This window comes from Syntrophales bacterium (genome assembly GCA_030018935.1).
GTDB lineage: Bacteria > Desulfobacterota > Syntrophia > Syntrophales > CG2-30-49-12 > CG2-30-49-12.
The window spans coordinates 1-12,440 of sequence record JASEGZ010000053.1; the positions used below are offsets into that span (position 1 = coordinate 1).

The following is a 12,440-nucleotide window of genomic DNA, read 5'->3' on the forward strand; positions in this document are numbered from 1 at the left end:
TTGTCACAGGAAAAAGGCATTAAGTGGCGGTTTTCATGTTACGTTGTAGGGTTAAGGGAAACAGTCCTGGTAAACTGGAAGGCATGAGAAATCTCGAGGAGAAGGTACCACTGATGGTCGTGGCTGACATCCTTGGAAATGGAAAAAGTGGGTGAAAGAAGTGTATTCAACCCCAGTTCTAAAAAAATGTCCTGAGTATCGGGTAAATCAGGCGCATCAGGATTGGGAGCGGACATGCCATAATAGCCGTATCCCGCTTCTACCTTTACCAAGCCAAGATTTTTACTGTAGGCAAGTTTGAAATCCGTCTCCGTCCAGGTAGTGGAGTAGTTGGCATCCGACCTTGAGTAAGGCTCTGTGTCCAGATTACTCCACAGATTGACATAAAAGCCTTTATAAGCAACCGTAATCGAAGGCTGAACAACGATACTGTTTCTCGTCAGCTCCTGTCCCCGCCAGATGTATTGACTCAACACGGCAACAGAGAGTTCTGCTCGCGGTCTGTCCTTCTCTTCCGCCAGGGCTGGTATGGCGATTACAATTATCGAAAACAGAGCTAAAACAACGGGCAATCTCACCCCTTTTATCAAACTCCTCAATTACGCACCTCCTTACTTCCTACATGATGGGAAGGTACTTTTCGATCTCATACTCTGTCACATGAATCCGGTAACGATCCCATTCAATCTTTTTGTTTTCAATGAACTTGTTGAAAATATGCTCCCCTAAGGCTTCTCTTACCAGTTCAGACTTCTCAACCTCACAGATAGACTCGTAGAGATTTCCCGGCAGCTCCTGTATGTTCATCTCCCTGCGCTTCTCCGGGGTAAACTCATAGATGTCCTCTTCGATCGGTTCCGGTAGCGGATGGTTTTCCTCGATTCCTTTCAATCCGGCAGCCAGCATGACGGCAAAGGCCAGATAGGGGTTACAGGCCGGGTCGGGAGAACGAAATTCAATCCGGGTTGCTTTTTCTTTTCCCGGTTTGTACATGGGAACTCTGATCAAAGTGGAGCGATTCCGCCTGGCCCAGGCAATATATACCGGCGCCTCGTAGCCGGGGACCAGTCTTTTGTAAGAGTTGACCCACTGGTTAAGGACGGCTGTAATTTCCCGCGCATGTCTCATGATACCGGCGATATAATTTTTCGCCAACGGGGAGAGATTGAAGCTATCCTGGGAATCATAAAAGGCATTACTATCCCCTTTAAAGAGAGACTGATGGGTATGCATGCCACTCCCATTCTGGCCCAATAAAGGCTTGGGCATAAAGGTGGCATAGTAGCCGTGCTGTCTCGCCACTTCCTTGACCACCATTCTGAGGGTGATGGTCTTATCGGCCATCTTCAAGCCCTCGTCGTATCGCATATCAATCTCGTGCTGGCTCGGTGCAACTTCATGATGGCTGTATTCTATCTGAATCCCCATATCCTGAAGGGCAAAGATCGTGTCTCTTCTTAAGTCACCTCCCTTGTCTAAAGGCCGGGTGTCAAAGTATCCGCCCTTATCAATAATCTTTGGGGTTTCGCTGCTTTCAAAGTAGAAATATTCAAGTTCCGGTCCCGCATAAAAGGTATAACCCATATCAGCGGCACGTTTTAAAACCCTTTTCAGTACATAACGAGGATCGCCTTCATAAGGGGTTCCATCGGGGTTCAAGATATCACAAAACATTCTGCAGACAGGCCTTTCCGTACCTTTCCAGGGCAAGAACTGTAAGGTTGTGGGATCGGGTTTGGCGATCATGTCACTCTCTTCGATCCGGGCGAATCCTTCAATAGAAGAGCCATCGAACCCCATACCTTCCGTCAACCCTTCCTCCAACTCCGATGGAGTAATCGCAAAACTCTTCAAGATACCGAGAACATCTACAAACCAGAATTGAATAAAACTGACATTTTTCTCCTTAACAATCTTTTTTACATCTTCAGCAGTTTTACAGATCATTTTTTTACCTCCTAAGTAATTTTATTGTTTCTCCGTTATTTTACAGCAAAAGTGATGCCAATAAAATATTAATCAATTATATAAATATGTTATCTGTCACGACCAGGCTGGTAATACCAGAGGGAGCAACACTTTTGTAACTTCTCGGGGCAGATAACGACAGTTTTAGAGAAAAAACCTATTCAGTCAGCGGGGATCAGCTCTCGGGAAAGGAAAGAGCAGTTTCTATCGTTTTGTTGCTTTTTGTCACCTCATTAGCATATATTTATCCTAGCCAAAAGGGATATCTCCGAAATGCCTGCAAAAAAAATCTTAATTCTGTCTCTCGTGATTTCTCTTGCCGGCCACCTGCTGACGCTATCACTAACCGGCTTTATTGATATGCAGGGAGGTAGCGAGAGGGAGGACATCTTAACTATTGATCTGAAAGAACCATGGAAAAGGCCTGGTAAAAATCGAGGAGAAAAAGAGAAAGTGGAGCCGCCTCAGCCTCAGATTGAGGGAGAAACAACCAGTAGCGAATACCTCGAAAAGACGGCCGCTCTGGACAGCAACGATGACAGGTATATTTCTTACCTGAGAAAAATAAAGAAAAAGATAGAGAATATATGGACGTATCCACAAAAAGCCTATGAACAAAAGGAAGAGGGGGTTGCCGTAGTTAAATTTTCTATTACCAAGAGCGGTGCATTGCTGGACCCGGTTATCATGACATCCTCAGGTTCTAAATTACTCGATGGGGAAACCATTGGTGCGGTCAAAGCAGCGGCCCCTTACGATCCCCTTCCCCGGCACTTTAACCTTTCAAGGTTGAATATCGTTGCCGAATTCCAGTACAGACTGACCGAGTAACTCACCAGGCGGGTAACCTCAGCAACCATGTACTGACTGCCCGTTCATCAGCTTAATAACTGCACAATCGGAGAAGTAGTCTATGATATTCAGGCAGCCGTAGTCCTGTTCAAGGGAATAAAAATATTTCAGGGCAAGGTTCATGGCGTCAGCAAAGATCACACGATTTACTCCTCCATGGGCAACAAGAACAATATTTTTCCCGTAGTTTGCATGCAGAATTCCCTCTAAGGTGGGGATGACTCTTTTAGCCAGATCACGGATACTTTCCCCTCCCGGTATTCTGTAATAAACCAATCTTTTCCTTCGTTTATCCAATGCGCCGGGGAACTGTGCTTCTGTCTCCTCGGGAGTTAGCCCTTCCCACAGTCCGATGTTCAGCTCCCGCAGGGTGGGGTAGGCCTCAGGCTTGAGGCCATGTTCTGCGGCAATGATCTCAGCCCCCCTCTTTGCCCGGATCAGGTCACTGCAATAGACACCCGTTAGATTCTTATCCCTGAGCCTCTTCGCCACCGCCTCCATCTGCCTGACCCCTAATTCGGTTATGTCTACGTCCTTATGGCCGTTGTACGTCCCCTCTGAAAAGTTTACCACCTGTCCATGTCTTACCAAATATAATCTGGTATAGACGTTCATATACCCTCCACTGTGCTATTCAATCCTGCGGTAGCAAAACAAACTTTACGGGAACATTCACCCATACGGTGACCAGCGTACCCATCCTTCTTGCCGGCTCAAATTTCCACTCCTTCACCGCCTTAAGGGCAGATGTATCCAAGACAGCATATCCCGTTGATTTTTCTATCTTTACATGACCTGCTCTGCCATTAGACAGTACCTCTACCGAAAGCAGAACCACCCCCTCGTATCCCTTCCTGCGAGCTATCATCGGATAAACAGGGGGAGGATTTTCACCGTATCGGGGAACGGCCAGGGCCTCTCCTGCCGTTTCTGGAGATGCTCTCTCCACGGGTGCAGGCGCATCTGCCATACTGAGAGGTGAACCCCTCGCTCCACCTTCAACCCCCTCTGTGGAGGTGGATTCCCTTACAGTGACAGGTTGACCGACCGCCCTGGTTTCAACTATCTGCCGGGGAACTGCTTCCGTTGCTTTTGTGTTCGTTGCCTCCTTTTTTTGCATCGGTCTACTTGATATGTCCGGCCTGGTTATCTTCTTTTCTTTCCCGGCAGGTGTTTTTCTTTCCTCCTTCTTCACATCAAGTAATGCAGGCGGCCTTTCCGCCTCCGCTATCCGGGCAACTGCCAGTATCTTAAGGTGATGTTGATTCTCTGTATTTAAATAAAGGGGCGGCGATGAAATGGATATGTGGCAGAAAGCAATGCCGAAATGAACGACCAATGCGCCAAAAGCCGCAAAAACCAGGTCTTTTTTAAATGTTACTTTTTCCACCTTGTCTCCAGAGACAGGCCGGCAATGCCGGATCTCCTCACCAAATCCATGACAGAGATAACCCTCTCATAAGGAGCCCTTCTATCTCCCCTGATAATAACCTTCGTTTCCGGGGATTTACCACGAAGGGAGATTAACCGTGAAAGGAGTTCCGCCTCACTTACCTCATCTTTATCAAAAAATATCTTTCCCTCCGAAGAAATGCCTATCTCCGTGAAGTCTTTTTTGTCAACACAAGAGGTTGAGGCGGCAGGCAGATCAACCTGTATCCCCCGATGGATGGTCATGGAGAGGATCGCGAATATAAAGGTGGCCAAGAGAAGAAACATGACATCAATTAAAGGTATCATCTCGATTCTTGTTTTGCCGGAGTACCGCTTTGAAATCTTCATTTTTGCGAATTTCTCCCGTTCCTGTTTTTCTCAAAGATTATTTCTAAGTTGGTGCCGTACTTTTCCATCTCCAGTGCAGCTTTTTCAACCCTCAATAAAAAATAATTATAACATATGAGGGCCGGGATGGCGATGATCAGACCAAAGGCGGTGGTGATGAGAGCCTGGGCAATACCCGCGGTAATCATCTGGGGATGCTCCACACCTACAATACCCAGCATATTAAATGAATAGATTATCCCCGTTACCGTTCCGAGGATGCCGAGAAGGGGAGAAAGGGTGACCATTGTATCAAGAACAGGCAGGTATCGTTTCATCCGGGCGATCTCTTCATCGGCGCTCATCTGCATAGCATCTCTGAGAGAAAAATCACGATGAACCACGCCGCAGACGATGACCCCGATGACAAAATCACGGGTGTTCCCGGTGATACTTTTTGCCTCTGCATACTGCTCCTTTTCTATCAGGGACATCAACTCATCCAGCAATCTCCTGTCGCGATTCCTTTCCTCTCTTACCCAGAATATCGTCCGTTCAATGATTACCGTCAGAGATATGAGGGAACACAGAAGAAGGGGATACATGATCGGTCCCCCCTGAAAAAAATAGTCTAACATGGTTCTTTTCTCCTTTTCGATACTTCTGGAACTTTTACTATATACTATTTACTCTCTAAACTGTCCAGTGCATTCCTGTGACGATTGGCCTTGATTTTTTTCCCGCGTAACTTTATAGTAAGCGTTTAGCAGTCAGCAGTCAGCAGTCAGCAGTCAGCAGTCAGCAGTCAGCAGTCAGCAGTCAGCCTCGGAAAGAACGAGGGATGTGGGTTGAAGAACTTCAGAGAACTGACTGCTCGTTCGTGATCTTGACTTACTGAATGGTTCGGATTACGAGCAGCTTGCTGGTGAGGTGACAAAGGTGAAGCGGATGCTTACGTCTTTCATCCAAAAGCTGACCGCTGATAGCTGACCGCTTACAATATTAGATAGGTCTGTTATGGAAGAATATCCAAGCTTTGAAATGGGGCCCTCCCGGCCTCCCAGTGAGGCCCGTTCCCTGCTTCTCCGCCTGACCAGAAGCTGTCCGTGGAACAGGTGTGAGTTCTGTACCACCAACAAGGGTAAAAAGTTCTCCATAAGAACGGTGGAGGAAATTAAAAAGGACATTGAAACGGTAAAAACAATTCGAGAAAAAATATATGCCCTCTCCCGGGGAAACGGAAACGAAGGTAACAAAAGGGCAGCGGCCCGTGTCCACGAAAATCCTCCTAACGAAAGTTTCTGGATGGTTTCGCTGTGGCTGTTCTATGGCGGCAAGACGGTATTTTTGCAGGATGCCAATAGTATCGTCTTGCGCACCCCTGATATGGTTGAGGTGTTGAAATTTTTAAAGCAGATGCTGCCTACCGTTGATCGTATCACTTCCTACGGAAGCTCAAAGGTAACGGCCCACAAATCTCTGGAGGAGTTAAAGGAAATCCACGAGGCCGGTCTTTCGAGGTTGCACATCGGCATCGAAAGCGGCTGCGACGAGGTGTTGAAGTATGTCCAGAAAGGGGCGACTGCCGAGGAACACATCAGGGCCGGACAAAATGTCGTCGCCTCCGGGATCTCTCTCTCAGAGTATGTTATGCCAGGTCTGGGGGGAAGGAAATGGTCACAGAAACATGCCCTCGAAACGGCAAGGGTAATCAACGAAATAAAGCCGGACTTTATCCGTCTCCGCTCCCTGGTCTTGAGAGAAGACCTTCCCCTCTATGAGAAGTACAAGAGTGGCGAGTTTGATCTCCTCTCCGACGACGAAGTGGTTGGGGAAATAGCCGAATTTGTGAGAGAATTAAATGTTAGCAGCAATCTCTTAAGTGATCATGTCGAGAACCTCCTGCCCGAGGTTGAGGGCGAACTACCGGAGGATAAGGAGAAGGTCCTGGAGGTGATCAACCGGTACCTCTCCCTTCCGCCGGAAGAAAGGCTCATCTACCGTTTGGGCAGGCGGACCGGCCATTACAATGGCCTCGGCGATCTTTACCATCCGACAAAACGGGCCCGCATGGAAAGGCTGCTCCAGGAGATACAGGGGAGCGGTAAAGACGTAGAAGAGGTTATCTTCAGCCTGAAACAGGGCTACCTTGTCTGATCGCCTCAGGCAGGAGATACTGCTGATAGACAGGTCACTTCAGCGGCACGCGCTGGTGTCGTAAGTCGTAAGACATAGGACATAAGACATAGGACGGAGGAGTTACCGGTCATTATACCACCTCGATAAGGTCCCCTACTTTAACCTCTCCCTCTGTCAGCACCTCGGCAAAGATACCTTCTGTCGGCATGACACAGTCACCGACCTGGTAAAATATACTACACCTCTCGTGACATTCCTTTCCGATCTGAGTAATCCTTACCAGGGCGCTTTCGCCGATTCTCAGCTTTGTGCCGACGGGCAGTAAATGAAGAACAATTCCTTCTGTGGTAATGTTTTCTGCAAAGTCACCGTAACTTACTTCAATACCCCTGTGGCGTATTTTTTCTATACTCTCTTTTGCCAGAAAACTCACCTGCCTGATCCCGGGACCTGCATGGGCGTCATTGGCAACACCCAGATCCTTTATAAACCGGCATGTCCCAATGTTTTTTTTCTTTTCACCTTTTTCTTTGCCTATGTTGACTGATAATATTTTTCCTTTCATGTCAACTTTCCTCTCGCAAAATGCTTACACCTTCTATGAACCGTAATCTTCTTGAGATTCCATCCACACATAAATTATCTCCAAGCATTCAGCTATCAGCCTTCAGCAAAAACAAAAAGATACCAGGGGTTACTGATCGCTGAAAGCTGAACGCTTACAATTATCTACACCTACCTGAAAAAGTCAACAACTTGCCTTAAAAAGCCCATTCCTGCCGGTTCGGCCTTAAAATAAGCGTTTAGCCGTCAGCTTTCAGTAAAAAAACAGAGACTTGGACAAGACACCTTGTTAAAGTAATGTTTTATGGATAAATCGTTACTTTTCTTTATCTTGCTGACTGCTCACTGTTGAACGCTTACCTTACAAGTAAAGAGAACTTGACAATCACCCTTGCCTTGTTTAATTACTACTAAAAACTCTTAAATCAAGGTGTTTCTCATGAAACGTATCTATCTTGACCATGCGGCGACAACTCCTGTAGATCCCCGGGTAGTGGAAGCGATGTTGCCTTACTTCTACAAATTTTTCGGCAACCCTTCCAGTGTGCATACCATGGGACAGGAGGCCAGGAGAGCAGTTGAGGATGTAAGGGGTAAGATTGCTTCCTTTCTGGCGGCAAAGACCGAGGAGATTATTTTCACCAGCGGTGGAACGGAGAGTGACAACACCGCCATCAAGGGGGTTGCCCATGCCATGAAAGATAGAGGAAATCATATCATCACCTCTTCCATTGAACATCATGCCGTGCTGGAAACATGCAAATATTTGGAAAAACACGGATTCCATGTTACTTATCTGAAAAACGATAAAGCGGGGCTGGTTGATCCTGACGATGTAAGAAGAACAATAACCGACAAAACCATACTGATTTCTATTATGCATGCCAACAACGAAATCGGGACGATAGAGCCTATCGCCGAGATAGGAAAGATAGCCCGCCAAAGGGGGATCTTTTTTCATACGGATGCGGTCCAGACCTTCGGACACCTTCCCATAGATGTAAACGAACTGCACGTGGACCTGCTCAGTGCGTCGGCCCATAAACTATGCGGACCGAAGGGAGCAGGGATACTGTACGTAAGGGAAGGGACAAGGATGGTCTCCTTCATGCACGGAGGAGAGCAGGAGAGAGGGCGCAGGGCCTCCACCCATAATGTACCGGGAATCATCGGCCTCGGGAAAGCTGTAGAGTTAGCGAAAGAAATGATGGGGGAGGAGGCAGAAAAATTAACCTCCCTGCGTGATAAAATGATAAAGGGAATTCTGGAGGGCATTGACGATACCGTTTTAAATGGTCATCCGGTCAAGAGGCTCCCCAATAATGTTAATGTATCCCTTGGATATATCGAAGGAGAGGCAATAATCCTGAATCTGGACAGAGAGGGAATTGCCTGTGCCACAGGGTCTGCCTGCACATCATCATCCATGGAACCATCCCATGTCCTCGCCGCGATAGGTCTCCCCCACGATTTTGCCCACGGCTCATTACGGTTGACCATGGGAAGAGCGACCTCGGAAGAGGATATCGTTTATGTACTGGAAGTCCTGCCAGGCATTGCGGATAAGTTGCGTTCCATCTCTCCCGTATATAAAGGGAAGAGAACCCTTTAAAAAAGTAAAAACCGGTTCTGAAGTAGCAAAGCAAGATTTTTTCGTAACTATTCTGAGACCTTTGAAAATTGACTTCACAAGGGCTCAAAATCTTTTTTCGACCATTCTAACGCTCGCTCCACTGCAAAGGCAACAACTCGCGCTGCGCGCTCAAACATTTGCCTTTGCGGACGTTTCGCTTCGCGAAGAATGGCTGCGAAAAAATCTTGCATTCGCCCTTTCTGAAGCCAATTTTCAGTTTTGCAAAGGTCTCGCATCAGCGTTCTGTTTATGTCCATCTATGATATGATTGCCAGGGTGAACGAGACACGATTTAAACAGATAATAGAAAATCTCTATTTGATAGATTTGGACCAGCCCCTGGAAGGGTTTCGGAAGTTTATCAGTGCCTGGTTATATACTCCCCGGGATCTTACAATCCTGGTGGATCCCGGTCCTCGTTCCACTATTCCTGTCCTTGTCGAGGCCTTGGAAAAACAAGAGGTGAAAAAGATAGATTATATTCTTCTGACCCATATTCATATTGATCATGCAGGTGGCACAGGTCTGTTACTTAAGTACTACCCGAATGCGCAGGTTATCTGCCATCTCCAGGCTATCCGCCACATGATTGCTCCTGCCAGATTGTGGGAGAGTTCCCGAAAGGTACTGGGTGACGTAGCAGAGGCATACGGGGAAATTGTCCCTGTTCCCGAAGAAAGCATAGGATACCAAGAATATATAAAAGCCGGGGAAGTGGTGATCAAGGTAATCCAGACACCAGGTCATGCACCCCATCACCTCTGCTATCAAACAGGCGAAATATTATTTGCGGGAGAAGTGGCGGGTGTAACCTACCCGCTGGAACATGGTCTCTATCTTCGTATAGCGACTCCGCCTGTATTCAACTATGAAGTTTACCGAGATTCCCTGGAAAAAGTTGTTGCCCTCGATGTTTCCCACATCTGTTTTAGCCATTACGGCAACCGTGAGGATGTAAAAAATGTATTTGCTACGGCTTTTGCCCAACTGGATAATTGGCTTGCCATCACAGAAAAGCACTATCGAGCGGAAAGCGAATCTTTCGAAGAAAGTGTTTTCACTGAGCTGCTAAAAAATGACCCCGGCCTAGCCCATTATGGTGACCTCCCTTACAATATACAGGCACGGGAAAGATATTTTTCCTTAAACAGTATCAGAGGCATCAGAGAGTATTTAGTGGGAAAAATAATCAGGTAGAGCAAATCCTTTAAATGATGAAGATAAGAAGAAGCGGCATACTCCTGCACATAACTTCCCTTCCCTCCCTTTATGGAATAGGGGATCTGGGGCCAGGGGCATTTCGGTTTGCAGATTTCCTGGCCGAAACCAAACAGGGCCTCTGGCAAATCCTGCCCCTCCATCCAACGGATTCAGTATATTTCGACTCTCCCTATAGCGCCACGTCCGCATTTGCAGGCAATCCACTACTGATTAGCCCTGAATATATGGTAAGGGAGGGTCTACTCTCAGAAGCAGACGTTGAATCTCCACCCCCTTTTCCGAAGGGGCAGGTTGATTACGGTGCGGTGAAGGCTTACAAGACTAAGCTTTTCCACCTGGCCCATGAAAGATTCAGGATGAAGACAGATAGGGACAGATACGAGCAATTCTGCTCAGACAACTCCTGCTGGCTTGAGGACTTTTCACTATTTATAGTTCTCAAAGTCCGGTATCATGGTAAATCCTGGAACAAATGGCCTCCGGAGATAAGAGACAGGCGGCCTGATACCCTGCGAATGGCGCATAAACAATTCTACGATGATGTTGAGAAAGAAAAGTTCCTCCAGTACATCTTCTTCCAGCAGTGGTTCCCACTTAAAGAATACTGCCACAGTAAAAGTATCCAGATCATCGGTGATGTACCCATATATGTCGCTTATGATAGTGCGGACGTATGGGCCAATCCCGAAATATTCAAGCTTGACGAAAAAAAGGCGCCCTCCTTCATCTCCGGTGTGCCTCCTGATCTATGCAGCAAAACGGGCCAGCTCTGGGGCAACCCAGTTTACAGGTGGGATGTGCTAAAGGAAAGGGGTTACGACTGGTGGCTAAGAAGACTGGAGCACAGCTTTAAACAGTATGATCTTGTTCGGATTGACCATTTTCGAGGCCTTATCGCCTACTGGGAGGTTCCGGCAAGCGAAAAGACTACCGCTAACGGCCAATGGGTTGCCGTTCCCACAGAGGATTTTTTCCGTACTCTCTTCAAAAAACTCCCCTCCCCTCCCATCATCGCTGAAGACCTCGGAACAATCACGCCGGATGTAACACAAATCATGCGCCGCTACGACATTCCCGGTATGCGGCCGCTTCTCTTCGCCTTTGGTGAAACTCTGCCGGGACACAACTGTGCACCACACAATATTTCACAAAACTCGGTGGTGTATACCGGAACCCATGATCTCAATACAGTCAGGGGGTGGTTTGAAAAAGAGGCTACCCCTGAAGACAGGAGACGCCTCTTTAGCTACCTGGGCCGCAAGGTTTCCCTTACACAGCTCCACCGGGAATTGATCAGACTGGCCATGATGACCGTAGCCAATACGGTGATCATACCTATGCAGGATATTCTGGGGTTGGGCGAGGAAGCCCGGATGAATCGTCCGGGCACCGCTTATGGCAACTGGAAGTGGCGGCTTTTACCGGGACAAATCACACCCTCCATCGCAAGGTACCTCTTAGAAGTAACAGAATTGTACGGAAGAGCCTGAGCTGGATGCATCCGGGGGGAGTCCATGGAAGCCCGTTGCAATGTCACACTCCTCATCCTGTCTCTCCTGATGAGTTTCTTGTTTTTTCCCTCTCCCTGGCTTGTTCTTTCAGTCTCTCGAGTTCTTCTCTGTACAGTTCTGCGCTGGCCTTTATCATTTCTATCTCTTCCCTGGCCTTTTCCAATTTTTCTTCCTGCCTCTGTCTCTCCTCACGGAGCTTTTCCTGCAGTTTGTCGTAACCGACATAGAGGGCAAGAACACCGCCCAGCAACAGAATAAGCGGCACTGTACCTTTTAAAATAACACCAAATTCATGTCTCCATTCAATAAGCCCTATAATTCCCAGAATTACCGAAATGGCGCCGCCAATAAGCACTGACATGACCTAACCTCCTTGATTGTAAAATCCAGGGTTATTAGTGACCAGTCCTCGTATCCCTTATAATCCCGAATTACTTTGCGTAATTCTATGTTTTTATAGTTACCTTACAGACCCGAGGAAAGTCAAGGAAAAACAGGGAAACATAAGGGGGAATAATACTTGATTAAAATAAATTCTTAAGTTATTATTCTTAAGTTTTTGATTTGATGGAACAATGGTCCAGTTTAGTGATGAGCAGATGATGATTCGGGATATGGTTTCCAGGTTGGCCATGGAAAGGATGCGACCAGTTGCTATAATGGAAGTAAGATCTTTCATGATACTCTTCTCTTAACTTCAACAAAAAATGGGGTTACTTGATGGCGAGAATTCAAATCTCAAATGATCCATCTGGTCGCATAATCGTTTCCTTCCCTTATGATCCCCTCCT

The 12,440-nt window shown here is 47.1% G+C and carries 13 protein-coding genes; 5 read left to right on the forward strand and 8 right to left on the reverse strand.

The features are described 5' to 3' along the window. Positions 1 to 38: 38 nt before the first annotated feature. Both QMD03_08910 and QMD03_08915 read right to left on the reverse strand, forming a co-directional pair. Complete coding sequence (locus QMD03_08910) at positions 39 to 599, reverse strand: hypothetical protein (protein ID MDI6777331.1); 561 nt, start codon at positions 597 to 599, stop codon at positions 39 to 41. 19 nt (positions 600 to 618) lie between these two features. Then, the gene (locus tag QMD03_08915; protein ID MDI6777332.1) at positions 619 to 1,947 is read right to left on the reverse strand and encodes a glutamine synthetase family protein; all 1,329 of its coding nucleotides are present in this window, start codon (positions 1,945 to 1,947) and stop codon (positions 619 to 621) included. A gap of 294 nt (positions 1,948 to 2,241) precedes the next feature. Here QMD03_08915 and QMD03_08920 point away from each other — a divergent pair, with 294 nt between their 5' ends. Beyond that, the gene (locus tag QMD03_08920) at positions 2,242 to 2,799 is read left to right on the forward strand and encodes a TonB family protein (GenBank protein ID MDI6777333.1); all 558 of its coding nucleotides are present in this window, start codon (positions 2,242 to 2,244) and stop codon (positions 2,797 to 2,799) included. Positions 2,800 to 2,817: 18 nt separating this feature from the next. Here the strand turns inward: QMD03_08920 and QMD03_08925 are convergent, their stop codons facing one another. The 4 genes from QMD03_08925 to QMD03_08940 are packed head-to-tail and all read right to left on the reverse strand — an operon-like array spanning position 2,818 to position 5,219. Beyond that, positions 2,818 to 3,435, reverse strand: coding sequence for a histidine phosphatase family protein (locus QMD03_08925; GenBank protein ID MDI6777334.1), 618 nt, complete (start codon positions 3,433 to 3,435; stop codon positions 2,818 to 2,820). Between the two features lie 19 nt (positions 3,436 to 3,454). Then, positions 3,455 to 4,210 carry an energy transducer TonB gene (locus tag QMD03_08930; GenBank protein MDI6777335.1) on the reverse strand — a complete coding sequence of 252 codons (756 nt, stop codon included), beginning with the start codon at positions 4,208 to 4,210 and terminating at the stop codon, positions 3,455 to 3,457. Continuing rightward, complete coding sequence (locus tag QMD03_08935) at positions 4,198 to 4,602, reverse strand: biopolymer transporter ExbD (protein ID MDI6777336.1); 405 nt, start codon at positions 4,600 to 4,602, stop codon at positions 4,198 to 4,200. Before QMD03_08935 ends, QMD03_08930 begins: the two co-directional genes overlap by 13 nt. Then, on the reverse strand, positions 4,599 to 5,219 hold the full coding sequence (locus tag QMD03_08940; GenBank protein MDI6777337.1) for a MotA/TolQ/ExbB proton channel family protein: 621 nt from the start codon (positions 5,217 to 5,219) through the stop codon (positions 4,599 to 4,601). Before QMD03_08940 ends, QMD03_08935 begins: the two co-directional genes overlap by 4 nt. Before the next feature lie 379 nt (positions 5,220 to 5,598). Here QMD03_08940 and QMD03_08945 point away from each other — a divergent pair, with 379 nt between their 5' ends. Beyond that, entirely contained in the window at positions 5,599 to 6,738 is a 1,140-nt protein-coding gene (locus QMD03_08945; protein ID MDI6777338.1) for a radical SAM protein, read from the forward strand. A gap of 112 nt (positions 6,739 to 6,850) precedes the next feature. Here the strand turns inward: QMD03_08945 and QMD03_08950 are convergent, their stop codons facing one another. Continuing rightward, positions 6,851 to 7,285 (reverse strand): MOSC domain-containing protein, encoded by a 435-nt coding sequence (locus tag QMD03_08950; GenBank protein ID MDI6777339.1) that lies wholly within the window; start codon positions 7,283 to 7,285, stop codon positions 6,851 to 6,853. 438 nt (positions 7,286 to 7,723) lie between these two features. Between QMD03_08950 and nifS the strand changes: the two genes are divergently transcribed. The 3 genes from nifS (at position 7,724) to malQ (ending at position 11,628) form a co-directional block, all read left to right on the forward strand. Beyond that, positions 7,724 to 8,896 carry a cysteine desulfurase NifS gene (gene nifS / locus QMD03_08955; protein MDI6777340.1) on the forward strand — a complete coding sequence of 391 codons (1,173 nt, stop codon included), beginning with the start codon at positions 7,724 to 7,726 and terminating at the stop codon, positions 8,894 to 8,896. A gap of 270 nt (positions 8,897 to 9,166) precedes the next feature. Next, positions 9,167 to 10,114, forward strand: coding sequence for an MBL fold metallo-hydrolase (locus QMD03_08960; GenBank protein ID MDI6777341.1), 948 nt, complete (start codon positions 9,167 to 9,169; stop codon positions 10,112 to 10,114). A gap of 14 nt (positions 10,115 to 10,128) precedes the next feature. After that, positions 10,129 to 11,628 carry a 4-alpha-glucanotransferase gene (gene malQ, locus QMD03_08965; protein ID MDI6777342.1) on the forward strand — a complete coding sequence of 500 codons (1,500 nt, stop codon included), beginning with the start codon at positions 10,129 to 10,131 and terminating at the stop codon, positions 11,626 to 11,628. Positions 11,629 to 11,680: 52 nt separating this feature from the next. Here malQ and QMD03_08970 read toward each other — a convergent pair whose 3' ends face one another. After that, complete coding sequence (locus QMD03_08970) at positions 11,681 to 12,010, reverse strand: hypothetical protein (protein MDI6777343.1); 330 nt, start codon at positions 12,008 to 12,010, stop codon at positions 11,681 to 11,683. Positions 12,011 to 12,440: the final 430 nt, after the last annotated feature.

Bases quoted from the DNA above. Each gene is read 5' to 3' on its own strand.
- QMD03_08960 (MDI6777341.1), top strand. From the start codon at position 9,167: ATGTCCATCTATGATATGATTGCCAGGGTGAACGAGACACGATTTAAA.
- QMD03_08915 (MDI6777332.1), bottom strand. From the start codon at position 1,947: ATGATCTGTAAAACTGCTGAAGATGTAAAAAAGATTGTTAAGGAGAAA.
- QMD03_08920 (MDI6777333.1), top strand. From the start codon at position 2,242: ATGCCTGCAAAAAAAATCTTAATTCTGTCTCTCGTGATTTCTCTTGCC.
- QMD03_08935 (MDI6777336.1), bottom strand. From the start codon at position 4,602: ATGAAGATTTCAAAGCGGTACTCCGGCAAAACAAGAATCGAGATGATA.
- QMD03_08945 (MDI6777338.1), top strand. From the start codon at position 5,599: ATGGAAGAATATCCAAGCTTTGAAATGGGGCCCTCCCGGCCTCCCAGT.
- QMD03_08925 (MDI6777334.1), bottom strand. From the start codon at position 3,435: ATGAACGTCTATACCAGATTATATTTGGTAAGACATGGACAGGTGGTA.
- QMD03_08940 (MDI6777337.1), bottom strand. From the start codon at position 5,219: ATGTTAGACTATTTTTTTCAGGGGGGACCGATCATGTATCCCCTTCTT.
- nifS (MDI6777340.1), top strand. From the start codon at position 7,724: ATGAAACGTATCTATCTTGACCATGCGGCGACAACTCCTGTAGATCCC.
- QMD03_08970 (MDI6777343.1), bottom strand. From the start codon at position 12,010: ATGTCAGTGCTTATTGGCGGCGCCATTTCGGTAATTCTGGGAATTATA.
- QMD03_08950 (MDI6777339.1), bottom strand. From the start codon at position 7,285: ATGAAAGGAAAAATATTATCAGTCAACATAGGCAAAGAAAAAGGTGAA.
- malQ (MDI6777342.1), top strand. From the start codon at position 10,129: ATGATGAAGATAAGAAGAAGCGGCATACTCCTGCACATAACTTCCCTT.